This is a genomic window from Paenibacillus doosanensis, assembly GCF_025060755.1.
In the GTDB taxonomy this organism is placed as follows: Bacteria; Bacillota; Bacilli; order Paenibacillales; family NBRC-103111; genus Paenibacillus_S; species Paenibacillus_S doosanensis.
In genome coordinates, this window is record NZ_JANYUY010000061.1 from 29123 (window position 1) to 46395 (window position 17273).

A 17273-nucleotide genomic window follows, 5' to 3' on the forward strand; every position below is an offset into this window, starting at 1 on the left:
GTTTTACATGAATAAAAAATTGCGGGTATTGCTGGCGCTTCCCTTGGCTTTATCGGTCATGGCGGCGGGATGTTCGGGCGGCGGAGGCTCCGCATCCGATGGAGCGAAGCAAGGCGCGAGCGGCGCCGCAGCCTCCGACAACGGCGGAAAGCCTTACGAAGTGACGCTGGTGTACATGGGCAATGAATCCGCCGATACGAAAAAAGTATCTGAAGCGATGAGCGAAATTACGAAGAAAAAAATTAACGCCACGGTGAAGCTGCAGCCGATCAGCGCAGGGGCTTGGGCGCAGCAGACGAATTTGGCGCTGACAAGCCAGGAGAAAATCGACGTCTTTATGGCCTCCTCCATCTACAATTTCTCCGCCCAAGTATCCGCGGGACATTTCCTGCCGCTGGACGACTTGCTGGCCAAGTACGGTAAAGATATTACGAAGCTGATGGACCCGGCTTACCTGAATGCGGGCAAAGTGTCCGGCAAGCAATATGCGATACCGACCAACAAGGATTTGGCTACGCAGGGCGGCATCGTGATGCGCAAAGATATGATCGATAAGTACAAGATCGATCTCGGCGCGATTAAGACGATCCAAGACTTGGACGCGGTATTCGCCACGATCAAAAAGAACGAGCCTCAGCTCATCCCTATCGTGACATCGACCGCTTCGACGCCGGTAGACAACTTGCTCAAAGACGACGTGCTGGTCGACAAGCTGGGCGTGCTGCCTAACTACGACAACGGCTTCAAGGTGGAGAACCTGTACGAAAGCGCCGAATACGCCGATTTGCTGAAGACGATGAGAAAATGGTACGAGGCCGGGTATTTCTCCCGCGATGCGGCCACCTCGACAGAGCAGCCTTACGACGTAGTTAAGGCGAACAAGGCATTCTCGTTCTTCAACGTAATGAAGGTCGGCTCCGCCGAATCGCAAAGTCTTAGAACGGGCATGCCGATGGTGACCGTACCGCTGACCGATGCGGTATCGACGACCTCGCATGTAACGAACTTCATGCACGCCATACCGAGAGGCTCGCAAAATCCGGAGAAAGCAATGATGCTGATCAATCTGCTCTATTCGGACAAAGAACTGGTGAATTTGCTGAACTGGGGCATCGAGGGCACCCATTATGTGAAGAAGTCGGATAATGTCATTGATTATCCGCCGGGTGTCGACGTCAAATCGGTGAGCTATAACACGGGCAATATCAGCTTTATGTTCGGCAACCAGTTCCTGAACTACACTTGGCCGAATCAGATGCCGGATATTTGGCAAAAAACGGACGAGTTCAATAAAAAAGCTAAAAAGTCGGTCGCTCTCGGCTTTACGTTCGACGCGACGCCGGTGAAAACCGAGGTCGGTGCCGTAAACAATGTGCTGCAGCAGTTCAAAGCGGGCTTGGAGACGGGAACGCTGGATCCGGAAAAGACGCTGCCTACGTTCATCTCCCGACTGAAAGCGGCGGGAATGGAAAAGATTATCTCCGAGAAGCAGGCGCAGCTCGACCGCTGGAAGAGCTCGGCGAAGTAAGACCAGAACTTCGGCATTGCAAGCAGGTTGAATGAATGCCGTTCGGCGGCCTTACGGACCGCTGAACGGCCATGGGAGGAACGATCGTTCATGAATGTGATCTTGATTACGCTAGACAGCTTGAACAGGCATTATTTGAAAGCTTACGGCCAACCGGCCGGACTGGATGTTTTGACGCCGAATTTGGACCGATTGGCGGCCCGTTCGGCCGTGTTTGACCGGCACTATTCAGGCAGCTTGCCGTGCATGCCGGCCAGGAGGGAGCTGTATACCGGCACGCAGGAGTTTCTGTGGCGGTCATGGGGACCTGTGGAGCCCTTCGACCTGCCGGTTGCGCGCGCTGCGAACCGCAACGGGTACGTCTCTCAGTTTATCAGCGACCAGTTTCACTTTTTTCTCGGCTACAGCCATGGCTATTATGACGACTATCATGGGTTCGAGCTGGTGCGCGGACATGAGCTGGACCCTTGGAAAACGGCTCCTCTGCAAGCGGAGGACGAGCCCTTCCTGAAGCAGATCAGCTATCGAGAGGGGTCGCCGAAGCCGTTCAATCGGGCGATTTATGCGAAGAACGTCAGAAGCTTCCGCCGGGAGGAGGATTTCTTCGCTCCGAGAGTGTTTACATGCGCCGAGCAGTGGCTGGAGGATAACCACATGCATGACCGGTTTATGCTCGTCATCGACAGCTTCGATGTGCATGAGCCGTTCCATAATCCCGACAGCGTTGCCGGGATGTATACGGATGAGGACATCCATGATCCCGATCTGCCGGTATGGGCTCACTCGGGACGCACCGACAAGGGGCACGGGCAATTGAGCGAGCGGCAGCTTGCTTTTGTCCGGTCGCAGTATGCGGCTAAGCTGTCGCTGACCGACAAATACCTCGGCAAGGTGCTGGATAAGCTCGACGAGCACGGGCTGTGGGATTCGACGATGGTCATCGTCACATCGGATCACGGCCACTATCTAGGCGAGCGCAATCTGATCGGCAAGCCGGCTTACAATAACTATAACGTGCTGGCCCATATTCCGTTGATGATCTGGCATCCGCAGGCGGCGCATCAGGGCAGCCGGATTCCGGCCTTGACCTCGACCGTCGATATATACGCGACGATCATGGAAGCGATCGGAGAGCCGCAGCGTCTCGGACACGGGCGCAGTCTGCTTCCGCTGCTGAGGGGAGAGACGGATAAGGTAAGAGATTGGGCGCTGTACGGTTATTTCGGCGGCGCGCTTAACATCACCGACGGCAGGCATACGTATCATGTCGCTCCGGACGAGAACGTGCTCTTATACAATTACTCTACGATGTACATTAATCCGGCGGCATTCTTCCTTCCCGGCTATGTGCCGGAGCAGGTGGAAGCCGGGCGGTTCCTGCCCTATACCGACGCTACCGTATGGAAATACGAGGTCAAGCTCCCGCCCGAATTTGCCAGCTTCAGGCAGACCGGCTACGCTACCGAGCTCTATGATACGGAGCGGGATCCTTGGCAGGAACATAATCTCCTCGACAGCTCGACTGAGCTGCATGACCGTATGAAGGAGCTGCTGCGCTCCGCCTTGTCCGAACTGCAAGCGCCTCCCGAAGCGTTTGCGCGCGCCGGCGTTGCGGCAGATTAGATGAATCGGTTTTATCGAAACTCCCGCCTCTTTTAAGAGGTTGGGAGGTTTTTTTTCGACAAAATCCGAGTAAATTTCCGGCTATTATGTAACAACCTGTTGAAAAATTTATATATTGTGAATATAATGGTTTTACAACACTATGCAATTAGGTATTTTTGATTATTGAAATAGTTCTATATACCCAAATTATCATAATTATCTAACGATAAAGGCAAACCTTTTGAAAGAAAGGGACGCAAAGCTATGGGCCTAAGGAGCATCCGTTCTATGGTCGCCAAGCCGCCGAAATGGATGTTCTTTGGACATCATCCGTTCGGGTGGTGTTTTATTTTTTAACTGAAAAACCTATTTCTTCTAAAGGAGCAAAGATGGTTGATTATAAACATTTAGTGGAAGATTCCATTGCCGGAATGTTTTTTATCCATAATGAAGCATTGACGTTTGTCAATAATGCCTTCATTTCCATATTCGGTTACGCTTCTGTAGAGGATTTTTATGATAATCACCGGACTTTACAGGATTTGATGCCGTTGGAATCGTATCTTACCTTATTCCAGCAGAAGAAACAGGTTGGTTCCGGCGAGAAACAAGCTCACAACCGATACGTGATCGAGTGCTACCATCGCAACGGGCATTCGATCTATGTCGAAGTGTTTGCAAAGATGAACCGTCAGGATCAGGAGGTGACCATTTATGGAACGATGATTGATGTATCCGATTCCATCCACATGCAGCAAGAGCTTTATATGAGCGAACAAAAATACCGCTCGCTCTTCGAATACAATACCAACTTAATTTACTCTTTTGATTTGGACGGACATTTCGACAGTATGAACCCGGCCGTTACGGAAACGCTCGGCTACAGCTTTGACGAATTGATCTATATGAATTTTGAGAAATTTATCCATCCGGACGATTTGGCAATGACTTTGCAAAATTTTAACGAAGCGAAAACATACGGACATCACCGTTCTTATGAGGCAAGAATTATACATAAATCAGGTCAAATCAGACATACGCATATCATTAATATCCCTATTTATATCGACCGTCAAATAACCGGCGTCTACGGAATCGCCCGAGATATTACCGAATTGAAAAACTACATCGAACAAATTGAGCGGCTGGCGAACTACGACTACCTGACCGGATTGCCCAACAGGCGGTATTTCGAGCAAAAGAACGCCGAATATTACAATGAGCGGCAGCCGGCAACCTTAGCGCTGATCGATCTGGACGGCTTCAAAACGATTAACGATACGCTTGGACACGATATCGGCGATGAACTGCTGAAGGAGTTCTCCCGTCTTTTGCTGCGGGTCTGCTCGTCTACGGATTTATTCGTTTCGAGAATAGGGGGCGACGAGTTCGCCGTAATAGCTCCTGACGACGCCGGATATCCAAGCATTCTCCGGGTTGCGGAAGAGCTGCTGGAGCGGCTACTCAAACCGCTGCACGTCCATGAGTTTGAACTGTACATTGCAGCCAGTATCGGGATATGCAGCTCTAGCGGTCAAGAAACCGCTCCCATGCAGTTATTCAAGCATGCGGACATCGCTTTGTACAACGCCAAGGCAACCGGCAAACGAAAAATTTCCATCTATTCTCATTTGAATGATGAGGTAACATTAAAGCGCTTTACGCTGGTCCGCGATATTCAGCAGGCCATTGCAGGCAGGCAATTTTATTTGGAATATCAGCCGCGGTACGATATCAAAAACCAAAGAGTCACCTGCGTCGAAGCCTTATTGCGCTGGAGGCATCCTTCTTGGGGGATTGTTCCGCCAGGTGAATTTATCCCCATTGCGGAGGAATCGGGCTTGATCGTCGAGCTGGGGAAGTGGGCGCTGCAAACCGCTTGCCGGGAAATCAAGCCGCTCGCCGACGCTTTGAATTTTAATTTATCGGTGAACGTATCCGTCGTGCAAATTATGAATCAGGAGTTCGTTGCGACCATCAAGCAAATATTGGATTCGGAGCAATTCGATCCCCGCAGGCTGGAGCTGGAAATCACCGAATCGGCGCTGTATAACTCCGAGGAGAAGATGAAATATTTTTTGGACGAGCTGAAAGATTTGCAGATTCAAGTTTCGCTGGACGATTTCGGGGCCGGCTACTCGTCGCTCAGCTTTATTCAAAAATACGCCATAGATACGGTAAAGCTGGATAAAACGTTTGTGAATACCCTTACGGCCAACGATCGAAACGCCAAAATTTTCTCAAGCATCGTCTCCTTATTAAAGTCGCTTGAAACGAATGTGGTGGCCGAGGGCATTGAAACGATCGAGCATTTTCATTTTTTAGCGAAAAACGAGTGCGACGAGGCGCAGGGATATTTATTTTCCAGGCCGATTCCTATCCGGCAATTAATTGAAATGATGCTTGAGCTTCCCGATGTTTGCAAAATTCCGCCTCTAAATAGATTGGGGGTGGAGGAATAAAGCATTGTAGCAAGAGGACGTCCGGATGTGCATCGCCGGTCCGGGCTTAGAAGTAAAATTGTGATGAGGGGCAGGCTGTATGATGTTTAAAAATATGAGTATCGGAAACAAGCTGCGGATTCTGAATGTCGTTGCCGTTTTATTTATCGTTATCGTCGGAGCGACAGGCTATGTGTAATGGCGGAAAATACGGATATGATGTACAACGACCGATTAATTCCGATCAAACAGATTCAGACGATTCAAATCAATAACCGTAAAAACGATACTTCAATCATGGAGATGCTGGTAACCGAAGACCCGTTGCGTGCTCAAAAGCTGGTCGAGAACATTCAAACCAACCAAAGCAGCAATGAGGCGATCATCAGCGACTACGAAGAACGCGGAAGCGATTATGTGAAGGATTTGTTAAAAAAGTACCGCGAACTCAATGCGAAATATACAGCGGAGCTGCAAAAGACGGTCGATCTGGCTCTTGCCAATAAAAATGATCAGGCTTACGAGCAGTTCACGAATACCGTCAAGCCAATGCGAACCGATTTGAGCGCAATCGTAGATCAGCTCACCGCCTATAACGATCAGCAAGCGGGCGACCTGAATCATGCCAATGCGAGCAACCTGCGATCGGCAATCATCATTATATCGGGAGCCATTGCATTATGCGTCGTCATTTGCGCCGGTATCGGATTTTTCATTTACCGTTTGATCGTCTCGCCGGTCAAGGAGCTTCAACGATTGATGCGGGAGGCCGAGAACGGCGATTTGTCCGTCTCCAGCCGCTATATGTCCAAAGATGAGATGGGGCAGCTCAGCCATTCCTTCAATTCGATGATGCACGGCTTGCGGGATGTCATTAGCCGAATCAGGGAAAACTCCGAGCTGCTGGCTGCAGCATCCGAAGAAATGGACGCCAGCGCCGAGCAAACGACAAAAGCAACCGAGCATATCTCCCGGAACATCGAGACGCTGGCAGCCGATGCGGATAAGCAAATGGACAGCGCGGAAGAGATGTACGCAACCGTCAGCGATATGTCTTCCGGCATCCAGCAAATTGCTGAAAGCGCCCAAGCGGCTTCGCAGACTTCCATTGCGACATCGCATATGGCTAACGAGGGCAACGAAGCCATTCAAGGCGCTTTACGGCAGATGAGCTCTATCGATCGCATTGTCGGCACATTATCGGATACGGTACAGGTTCTCAGCAGCCGCTCCGATGAAATCGGCCACATAATTAATGTGATGACGGCCATAGCGACACAGACGAATCTCTTGTCGCTCAATGCGGGTATCGAGGCGGCGAGAGCGGGAGAACACGGGCGCGGCTTCGCCGTGGTCGCCGGTGAAATCCGCAAGCTGGCCGAACAATCGGCTCAATCGGCGCAGCAAATCGAGGAGCTGATCTCCAAAATTCAAGAAGAAACGTTAAGCATAGCCGGGTCCATGAAAACGGCCAAAACAGAGGTAGCCGCGGGGCTGAAGGTTGTGACGACCGCCGGCAGCTCATTTGAAACGATCACAAGGTCTACCGACGATGTCGTTAACCAAATTCAGGAGGTATCGGCTGCAGCGCAGCAAATGTCGGCCGGCACCGAGCAAATAATCCGCGTCGTCCAAACGATTAAGGAAACAACCCATACAGCGGCGGCAACCGCACAGAATGTCTCTTCGGCCACAGAGGAACAACTCGCTACGATGGAGGAAGTATCGGCAACCACTACATCCTTGGCGAATATGGCCGAAGAACTGCAGCAGCTTGTCAAGAAGTTCAAAGTTTAAATGAACATAGGAGGCCTCCGGCAAACGCCGGGGGGGCGAATGACTCTATTAAATAAAACCTGTTGAAACGGGGAACGGGAGATCTGGAACAACGAGCAGCGGGGAGAAAACTACATGAATAATAAATTCTACGTTGTAGCAAAGGGTAAAAATCCGGGAATATATAACAAATGGGATGGAGGAGCCAAACAAAACGTTGAAGGATATAAAGGAGCTGTCTATAAATCGTTCTCAACGTTAGAACTGGCAGAAATTTGGTGGAGGCAGATTGCTCCAGAAGCACAGTCTCCCAACTATCATTTTGATCAATTAGAGATTTCCGTGGAATTTGAGTCTACCGGGGCAGAGGAAGAACCAGGTCCTTATTACACCTATCTAATTATTGATCCTCGAACACAGATGCCCTTTTATGTTGGACAAACCCAGGATATGGAACATCGGAAAATCAGCCATTTACGTGTTTCTTACAAACATAGAGCCTATAAAAAGTGGATTGCAAGTATCCGGAAGGATGGCCTCGAACCGGAATTCCAAATACAGCCAACAAAAGCAGATTCCCTGCGTTCAGAAACCAAATGGGTAAAAAAGCTTGCATACCAAGGCATCCGTGTTTTGAATGGTTGGCGTGAACATAAAGAATGGATCGATTTAATCCTTAGACAAAAAAACAGTAACCAATAAAGTGGCACGTCAATAACGGACGCCATGCCCGCAACTATTCTGGATTTGCTTAAGAAAGAAGCGAAAAAAAACAGCAGTGATAATGAAGAGCAGGAAGTTTATAACTTAATGAAAGCTTTGGAATACCTGGATGAAGTCGAAAAAAGACAATTCCCGGTCCGAATAGCGCACGGACGAAAACCGCGTGTTAGCGCATCGCGGGTGTCCCTAGATTAATAGAGGATTTGGTTCCGGTTCTATCAAAGCGGGATTTTTCAAGTGGCGATTTCTGACGATCATCTGTGTATGGACGGGAATGGCCGAATAGTCCCGATGATCACGACATCTTGTACGCCGTGGCAGATACAGTCATAATGGGAATATTTGTGCTCCAACAAATATAGGCACTGCGATCTTAATCTAAGATATTTTGCTGACAACATAGAGTCACCATGTGTTATTATTATGGAAAGAAAATACAATGGGGAAGCGGGTGGAAATGCCGGAGCTATTACCTAAAATAATGAAAGGAATTGATGTTTTCAGTAACAAGAAAGGGTGGTTACATGATTGAAAAGCTCTACCCTGTATCCTTTGAAATTGCAGGCCCGGCAGCGATGTTTGCAAGGCCCGATACCGGTTCTTCACCAATCTCTTATCCTGCGCCAACAAAATCTGCTTTGAAAAGTATGACCGAGTGCGTTGCTTTATCAAAAACTGCTTATTTTGAACCACAGCGTGTTGAGATTTGTTCTCCGATCGTATTTCGCAAATATTCGACCAATTATGGAGGCCCACTGAGAAAAAGCGGGACAGTGAATTTCCAGCTTTTCGCCACTATTCTAGAAAATGTCTGTTATAAAGTGCATGGCATGATATTGTCGTATACACCGCCTCAAAGCTTCAGAAATCCGCAGCATCAGCTTCAGGAGGTTTTACTTCGTCGTCTGTCTATGGGGCAGTTTCACTCAACTCCATTCCTGGGCTGGAAGGAATTTGTACCTACTTATTTTGGTCCGATTCGCGATACGACTGTGATTGATCAAAGCATCCATCTTGTTATCCCCTCTATGCTGGCTACCATGTATTCTCGGCCTACGGATGGAGCAGTTTCCCCACGCTTTATGCAGGATGTAAAAATTGAACACGGAGTGATGTTCTATGCTGAATGAGTTATATGAGCTTAGCAAAGCATTGGAGCATCATGGATTACTTCAAGCGACTACCAATCCGAATGTACGTAATGTTGGAAAAGGGCTTTGTCTTCTGATTGAAGTGGATAGAACGGGTCACCCTCAAGCTACAAGACTTCTCTACGCTCAGGAGACAGCACAATTGTGGAAGCATAGCAAAGGAAATCATAACAATTTTCCAGCTATTCGGGTACAGAAACCACTGCTAGCCATTGAAGAAAGTGTAAAAATAGATATGGTCGCATGGAAAAAAGCGAAGATCACGGAAAAGGTAAAGTTGCTGGAGAAGCTGAACTTTGATTCCCTTAATTCCGATGGATCAGACATCAAAATATCCGAATGGTCCTTGAATGAACTGGCTCCAGTGCTGGAGTCCCAAGATGCGAAGCTAGCTGCTTTAAAGCAGTTGATTTCAGTATTTCCACGAACAGAACAGTCATTGGTATTTACTGCTGAATTGTCCGGTTATTTGCGCGGAAAAATCGCTGTATGCGATAGCGTAGAGGAACTGGATTGCATAAAGGAGTTATTGGTTGGGAGCTGGGATAACAAAAGCAGAAAGTATACTGCAGGTTGTATGACCTATTACGATGTACATGAGACAGCAAATTTTGATAGTGTGACGGCATCATCCGAGACGAGGCAGACACTGGTTGCCTTGCTGAATAATCAAGACAACGCATTTATCGCCGAGGCTGCGGAGAACTGTGTGTCACCGTTTACAGGAAGTCATACTGTAGGCGTTGGTGATAAATACCCGAATCCGAATCTCCCGGTGATCGGGCAAACTTATTTATACTCCAAAAAGTCAGATACTCCATGCTTAACAAGATATTCATTAAACGGTGCAGAAGCTTTTCAAGCGGGAAAAGATGAAGTTAGAGCTATTCATGATGCAATTGCTTTTCTGACAGCGGAGGAACGAAAAAACAAGTCGTGGAAGGTAATAAGCGATAGTAATCGTGAGAATCCTAATCTATTGCTTGCCTATGTCACTGATAACCCGCATAATGATGCTCTTCTTGCTCAAATACTGGGGGATCCTTCCGATTATGAGACGGAAATGGAGTATAGGGAAAGCGCGGAGGAAGTTTTTGACGCATTATGTCGGCAGGTGCTTGATGAATTAGAAACCTTATCCCAAAAGAATCCGCACTCCCGGATTAATCTCGTAGTTCTGGAAGCGCTTGACCCGGGACGTAAACAGATCGTCTATGAAAACGTCTGGTCCTTCGAACGGTTTCAAAAAAATCTCCTCTCGTGGATGGAGGCGGCTAAAAATCATCCGGATATTAAAATAAGAGTTCGCAACAAGAAAATAGTTGATCAATATGTCCCCCTATGTCCTGGCCCCAATGAAATCTGTCAGTTGTTAAAAGTTCATTATACGCGATCAGGATCCGCCAAGCCCACTAAACAAAGTGCTTTGTCTTTGCAAGATATTTATCGTTTGTACATGCCCCAGCATGAAGCATCCGCTCAGGATCATGATTTTTTTAGTAAGTGTTTGCAAGTAATAACCGAAAAATCATTCAGAATGCTTGCAGATATTAAACATCTTATGATGGTGGATTATGCACTGCCGGCAACGAAAGAATGGCAAATCAAAGCAAAACGTGCAGCGCTGCTAATCTCATTAATTTCGATTGTATTATGGCGGCTGAACGTTAGAAAGGAGAATTATATGCATGAAGCATCTTATAATATTGGACAGTTTCTTCAATTGTCCGATATGCTGCACAAATTATATTGTGTACAAGTTCGCAATGGAGGCGATGAGAAGAAAGCATTGCCTACACAATTGATGGGCAATGAAATGCTGGCTATTGCCTCTGAATTTCCTGTTGAGGGCTTGAATCGGTTGCGCGAGCGTATGAAGGTGTACCAGGCATGGGCAAACACGGCTACCGGAGAAGGCGCAGGGCTTGCCAAATGGATACTGGCCCGCTATGGCGAAGTTAGTGCCAAGCTCGCCGCAAGTGAGTTGCCGGAGCAATTTACACCCGTTCAGCAAGCACAGGTGCTACTGGGTTACCTTGCTGCAATTCCCTACGAAAAAAAGAATAATGTGGAGGATGAGAAGAATGAGTGAATTCATTAATAGAGGAACTGGGCTATTGTTAATTGATGTTAAAAATTCAAATCCAAATGGTGATCCAGACCGCGAGAGTGACCCGCGTACACGTCATGATGGTCGCGGTGAAATATCTCCCGTCTCCTTTAAGCGCAAGCTGCGCGATTTGGTTGCTGCCAAAGATTCCCCAATCTGGGTGGAGCTTGCCCAGGAGTTGGAGCTTTCTGCTGAAGGGTTTGATATTCTAGAGAGCAAGGATACTAAACGCGCCGATGTACGCAGTTTATCCTCCGAGGAATTGTTGGACAAATATTGGGATGTTCGCGTATTTGGCACAACTTTCCTTGAAGAGAAGTCAGGGGACACTGGTTCATTCATCTCCACCGGCGTTGTTCAATTTGGTCTGGGGGTTTCGCTGGATCCGGTTAAAATTGAGCGTATGACAACGACAAAAGTTCTTCCGGTTGAGGATGACAAGAGCAAGGGGATGGCTCCGCTGGCCTTTCGAATCGTCTCCTATGCTGTGTATGCGATGCCGTTTTTTATCAACGCTACAGCAGCACAAAAAACACGGTGCACCAAAAAAGATATAGAGCTGCTGCTGCGTCTTATTCCCCATGCCTATAAGGAAACAGCCTCATATATTCGCTCTCAGGTAGATATTCGCTATGCATTTTATGTGGAGCACAATCGTGCTCGTGGAACCTTCAATGATTTCAAGATTATCGAGGCGCTTACTCCAGCGAAAATTAACAACACAACAGGTGCAGCAACTTCATGGAATGATTATAATGAAGCAGCTCTGTTGGAGAATATAGCTGCGCTCAACACACAGCTCGAAGGGAAGACATCTCCGGTTATTAATTTGATGGACAGGCTATGATGCTTATAGCACATAGCGCTCGCGGCGGCAAACTGTCACAGACATATCGTGATCATATAACTGGGGTAGTAGCTGCCGCTTGTAGAAATGTTGAAAAATTTTCCCCGTTTGTTGATAACGGCAAGAGGGAGTTTTATAAAGCTGTTGTTGGACATGCGGCTACCTATCATGATTTAGGCAAGCTGGACCGGGAGAATCAGGAAGTGCTGAGCGGACAGAAGAAAGCGAAACGGTTGCCCGTAGAGCATAGGGATGCTGGTGTTTCTCACTTAGCTGCTGCTCATCATGAATGTCCGTCAGCTACGTTGATTTATGCACATCACCGGCCAGGATTGCCTAACCTGATCGAAGAGAAAACGAAACCGCACCCTTTTCGATTTATAACTGCAATGGAAAACACGGAGAAGCACTTGGGCACATATTTAACGCTGCATAATGAGGCTGTAGGAGATCTTTTCAATAATGAGCGGACTGTCTCTGGATATAAGATGTCCGCGTTGGAGTACAGGATGCTGTTAAGTTCCCTTGTGGATGCAGATTATTCTGATTCAGCAGGAGAACAACCCTCAATTCCTGAAAGGCGCTGGTCTGAAAGACTAAATCGGCTTAGCCAATATGTTCGATCTCTCGAAGAATTTGCAGAAGAGCCAAATTCAGAACGAAACCAGCTGCGCAAACAACTATACCTGCATTGTCATCATGCTGCTGTTGATGAGACATTAGAATATTGTGACAGTCCTGTGGGCACGGGAAAAACAACAGCAATTATGGCCCATATGCTAAAATCTGCTGCAATCAATGACTTGAGACATATCTTTGTGGTTTTGCCGTACACCAGTCTGATCTCCCAGACGGTAAAAACTCTTCGTGAGGCGCTGGTGCTTGACGGAGAAGCACCGGAGACTATTATTGCGGAGCACCATCATCAGGCTGATTTTGAAACCTATGAATTGCGTCACTTGGCTGCAACGTGGACGGCGCCGATTATTGTTACAACGGCGGTTCAATTTTTCGAGACCCTTGCAAGCAATATTCCCTCGAAGATCCGCAAGCTTCATCAACTACCGGGCAGCGGTATTATTCTTGATGAAAGCCATGCTTTACTGCCTTCGTCATTAATGCTTCCTGCGTGGAGATGGATCGCTGAACTAGCTTCACGTTGGGGTTGCAGAGTTTGCTTTTGTTCTGCGACTTCCTTCAAATATTGGGAACTCCCGATGTTCAGAAAGATTTCTCCCGTTAAGGTTATTCCATTACTGACCCGAGACATTACTGAAAAATTGAATAACTTTGAGAACAATAGAATTACTCTAAACGTGTGGCAACAGCAAGTACCACATTTCAAAAATGCAGAAGAGCTTATAGATGCTATGGAGCAATATCACGGATCAAAGCTGGTTGTCCTCAACACCATTCGCTCAGCAGCCTATCTGGCAAGCGCGCTAAGAAATCGTGGACATGATGTGCTTCATCTATCAACAGCATTGACCCCGAACGATAGGGAAACCGTGATCGAAGAAATTAAGCGGAGATTAAGTTCTCCAATCAGCGATGATCGCAATTGGACACTGGTTGCAACAAGCTGTATTGAATGTGGCATGGATTTTTCCTTCCAGTATGGATTCTGTGAACTGCGCTCACTATCGAGCTACATTCAATTGAGCGGAAGAGTTAGCAGAAATGGCGAATATGAGAATAGTTCACTGCATGCCTTTTCCATAACAGAGGATCGTTTTGGTTATAATCCGTCATTTGATATTTCGAAGAACGTTTTTCGCAAGCAGATTGCTTCAGGAACGCTGCCTACCACGTCGGTTACGGAAGCGGTAACCCAAACCTTTGACTTGGAATGTAAAATGATGGGGACATCGCCAGACGAGATAAACAAGCTTGAGCGGAAGTGCGCTTTTTTGGATGTTGCAACAAATTTCAAGGTGATCCCGGAGGAGCATGTGACCGTTGTTGCAGATGCTGAGCTTGCAGGTAAGTTAAGTCAAGGAATAGTTGTGTCGGCAACTGAAATGCAGAAAGGCAGTGTTAGTATGAGACGTTCCGTTTTACGCAAGCTTGGGTGTGACCAGGGGGAATTGCCCGTGCTCGAAAAGGAGCAATATGACAGCTTTTTAGGGTATATGAAAAGCCTCATTTAATGGCGATGCGAGGGTCGTCGCTTCCTCGTTGAGATTAAGAACTTAAATACCATATCCAGAAAAGCACTGCAGTCTCGAATCTGAGATTATGTCGCGGCCCATTAACTCGACGCATCGCCCGATTCGTTGGCGGCGCGTTTATTTGCTGCGTACAGGCACTTATAGGCCATCGCCTACATAAAATGATACTGATCTCATAAGCGGAGGCTTCCGAAGCAGTTTTGCTCCGCAAAACTTGTAGGGGGTGGCAGCTATGCCCGGCTTCTTTTCAGCGATAGCCCTGTTCATCAAAGAGTTAATGCTACTGGTTTCATACGTCAAAAACAACGCTTTTCCCCAGCCGCTGTCCGAAGCGGAAGAAGATAAACATTTGCGGCAAATGGCGCAAGGCAATCAGCATTCCCGCAACCTGCTTATCGAGCATAACCTGCGGCTCGTCGCCCATATCGTTAAAAAATTCGATAATACGGGCGAAGATTTGGAGGACTTGATCTCCATAGGAACCATCGGTTTGATCAAAGCGATTGAATCGTTCAGCCCGGACAAAGGCACCAAGCTGGCTACGTTCGCGGCCCGATGTATAGAAAATGAAATTTTGATGCACTTGCGTTCCCTGAAGAAAACGCGCAAAGACGTCTCGCTGCATGACCCGATCGGAACGGACAAGGAGGGAAATGAGATTACGCTCATCGATATTCTCGGTACGGAAGCCGACGATGTCGTAGATAAAGTGCAGCTGAAAATCGAAAAAAGCAAAATATATAAAAATTTGGATATTTTGGATGATCGCGAGAAGGAAGTCGTCGTCGGCCGCTTCGGACTCGAGCATGGCGGGGAGGAACGAACCCAGCGGGAGATTGCCAAGGAGCTCGGGATCAGCCGCTCATACGTATCGCGGATTGAAAAGCGTGCGCTGATGAAGCTGTATCATGAGTTTTATAAGGCGAAGCGGTAAAAACGTTGTTGAAAGAGCCTGCCGGCAATGGCAGGCTCTTCTTGTCTAAGAAAACCCCCAACTGGGGTTTTAGACAATGATGCGACCTTTGACAGATAAATGTCTATGGTCGTTTTTCTTAATAAGTGGGGTTACACAGTAATGGGATATCACGGAATGAACTTATTAAATTGCTCTATGGTACTGAAGCTATTGCTGCCGCGATTCAGCATCATCAAGTGGTCGATCATGGGCTAAGCTGTTTGTGTAAAGGTATTATGATATAATTTTAGGCATAGATAGTTGGGGCTAGTTCCTGAATAGTACAATTAAAATCAGGCGGTGATTAATATGAACCGGATGCAGGACATAAATAAATACATTAAACTTACAGGCGATCGAGCGAAATTGGATGCAAAAGCGAATGGCACATACATTGTGTATAAGACAAGTGAGGGTCATATGGTTAGAGAGTACAGCAATGGGAAAATAGAACGTATCGAGGATTCGGAGCTCTCCAATGAATAGCCCGATTGCTACGATGTTTGTGTTCGCTGGAAACAATGGTAGTGGTAAAAGCACAATTCGAAATCTTATTGTGGATCGCATTGGTGTTAGTGTAAATATTGATGCAGATGCACTGGCTCGCGCGATTGATGCGGAACAACCCGAGCGTTACAAAGTAAGTGCCGGAAAAAAAGCCATTAAGATTGTAAGAGATTGTATTCGTAACAAACGGGATTTTTCAATTGAGACGACTTTGGCAGGCGGTAACGTCATTCGTCAAATGCGTGAAGCGAAGAGTAAAGGCTTTGAGGTTGTCATGTTCTATGTTGGATTAGGTGATTATCGATTGAATATCGAAAGGGTTGCCGCCCGGGTGAAAAACGGGGGTCATCATATTCCATCCGAAGATATCATAAGGCGGCACCATACCTCCGTAGAGAATTTACTTGCTCATCTTGATCTCATCGATTATTTAGTTCTGATCGACAATAGTGAGTCAGATGGCAAGATCGTCATGGAAGCTGACCAAAAACGTATTATTTATCGAGCTGCTGTGCTGCCTGAGTGGGCGAGGAAAGTTGAGAAGCACCTAGATCAGATCTAATTCAAGAGCGTATAGTTGAGAAAATTGCTAAAAAGCTAATGATCACTAATGACATTAGAACCGAGATCCTGATGCATCTATGGTCGCTGAAAAAGACGAAGAAGGACGTGTCGCTTCATGACCTCATCGGTACAGACAAGGAGGGAAATGAGATAACACTAACCCTTTATCCGTAAAAAGATAAAGGGTTTCTTGTTGGGAAGAGTGGGGAAATTTCTAATTCAAACTGGGCATTCCGCTGCCACTTTTCTTTTTTATAAGTGGCGAGTCTGTCAAGAATTTTGTGTAAACTCAGTTATACCCAAAGTTTGGAGCCGGGCTTGACATGGAGCCTCTAGCGGGCATGGCCTCTCGCGATTGGGCGATGCTGGAAAGTAGGCATCGCGAGGCTAACCAGCCTATCATGCCCGCCCTCTCCATGTAAAGTCCTTTAGCGGACCTGTACACGTTCAGGGAAGTGCACAGTGAGCTGCAACAGGATTTGTCCCCAATTTTGAACGCGTCCCGTCCACTTGCGGATACGTCCATTGTCGCTAGATAAAGCATCTTAAGCCATGCCTCATCGTTCGGGAAAATGCTTTTTCCTTTTGTGACCTTGCGAAGCTGACGGTGGTAGCTTTCGATCATATTCGTTGTATAGATTAATTTTCGCAATTCTGGGGAGTATTTAAAGAAAGTGGCGAGTTCATCCCAATTGTTCCGCCAAGAGCGTACAATCAGTGGATACTGCTTGCCCCAAACCGCTTCAAATTGCTCTAATTCTTGCAGAGCCGCCTCTTCCGTTGGAGCGGTATAAATGGGACGTAACGCGGCAGTAACCTTCTTCAAGTCTTTGTAGGATACATATTTGATGGAATTTCGGATTTGATGAATCACACACTTCTGAATCTCGGTCTT

Annotated in this window: 11 protein-coding genes, 2 pseudogenes and 1 riboswitch; of the genes and pseudogenes, 12 read left to right on the top strand and 1 reads right to left on the bottom strand. The window is 47.2% G+C overall.

Annotated features, from left to right (window positions below; genetic code table 11):
- The first annotated feature begins 7 nt into the window (after positions 1 to 7).
- The 12 genes and pseudogenes from N0M98_RS29110 to N0M98_RS29165 all read left to right on the top strand — a co-directional run.
- Positions 8 to 1528, top strand: a complete 1521-nt coding sequence (locus N0M98_RS29110; protein ID WP_259619957.1) for an ABC transporter substrate-binding protein — start codon at positions 8 to 10, stop codon at positions 1526 to 1528.
- Between the two features lie 90 nt (positions 1529 to 1618).
- Positions 1619 to 3151, top strand: coding sequence for a sulfatase family protein (locus tag N0M98_RS29115; RefSeq protein ID WP_259619958.1), 1533 nt, complete (start codon positions 1619 to 1621; stop codon positions 3149 to 3151).
- A gap of 203 nt (positions 3152 to 3354) precedes the next feature.
- Positions 3355 to 3441: riboswitch (cyclic di-GMP riboswitch) on the top strand.
- Between the two features lie 81 nt (positions 3442 to 3522).
- Positions 3523 to 5595, top strand: a complete 2073-nt coding sequence (locus tag N0M98_RS29120; RefSeq protein ID WP_259619959.1) for a sensor domain-containing protein — start codon at positions 3523 to 3525, stop codon at positions 5593 to 5595.
- Between the two features lie 177 nt (positions 5596 to 5772).
- Entirely contained in the window at positions 5773 to 7371 is a 1599-nt protein-coding gene (locus tag N0M98_RS29125) for a methyl-accepting chemotaxis protein (RefSeq protein ID WP_259619960.1), read from the top strand.
- 114 nt (positions 7372 to 7485) lie between these two features.
- On the top strand, positions 7486 to 8052 hold the full coding sequence (locus N0M98_RS29130; protein ID WP_259619961.1) for a ribonuclease H1 domain-containing protein: 567 nt from the start codon (positions 7486 to 7488) through the stop codon (positions 8050 to 8052).
- Positions 8053 to 8597: 545 nt separating this feature from the next.
- The gene (cas5, locus tag N0M98_RS29135) at positions 8598 to 9203 is read left to right on the top strand and encodes a CRISPR-associated protein Cas5 (RefSeq protein ID WP_259619962.1); all 606 of its coding nucleotides are present in this window, start codon (positions 8598 to 8600) and stop codon (positions 9201 to 9203) included.
- Positions 9193 to 11316, top strand: a complete 2124-nt coding sequence (locus N0M98_RS29140; RefSeq protein WP_259619963.1) for a hypothetical protein — start codon at positions 9193 to 9195, stop codon at positions 11314 to 11316. Before cas5 ends, N0M98_RS29140 begins: the two co-directional genes overlap by 11 nt.
- A complete protein-coding gene (locus N0M98_RS29145) occupies positions 11309 to 12181 on the top strand; it encodes a type I CRISPR-associated protein Cas7 (RefSeq protein ID WP_259619964.1) in 873 nt (290 codons plus the stop codon). The genes N0M98_RS29140 and N0M98_RS29145 overlap by 8 nt, the downstream gene beginning before the upstream one ends.
- On the top strand, positions 12178 to 14331 hold the full coding sequence (locus N0M98_RS29150) for a CRISPR-associated helicase/endonuclease Cas3 (protein ID WP_259619965.1): 2154 nt from the start codon (positions 12178 to 12180) through the stop codon (positions 14329 to 14331). Before N0M98_RS29145 ends, N0M98_RS29150 begins: the two co-directional genes overlap by 4 nt.
- A 253-nt stretch (positions 14332 to 14584) precedes the next feature.
- Positions 14585 to 15286, top strand: coding sequence for an RNA polymerase sporulation sigma factor SigK (sigK, locus tag N0M98_RS29155; protein ID WP_249864623.1), 702 nt, complete (start codon positions 14585 to 14587; stop codon positions 15284 to 15286).
- A gap of 499 nt (positions 15287 to 15785) precedes the next feature.
- Positions 15786 to 16376, top strand: coding sequence for an ATPase (locus tag N0M98_RS29160; protein ID WP_259619966.1), 591 nt, complete (start codon positions 15786 to 15788; stop codon positions 16374 to 16376).
- 53 nt (positions 16377 to 16429) lie between these two features.
- Positions 16430 to 16537, top strand: a pseudogene (locus N0M98_RS29165) (RNA polymerase subunit sigma); the annotation flags it as partial.
- A gap of 269 nt (positions 16538 to 16806) precedes the next feature.
- On the opposite strand, the pseudogene N0M98_RS29170 reads toward N0M98_RS29165, so the two are convergent.
- Positions 16807 to 17273 (bottom strand): annotated as a pseudogene (locus N0M98_RS29170) (IS256 family transposase); the annotation flags it as partial.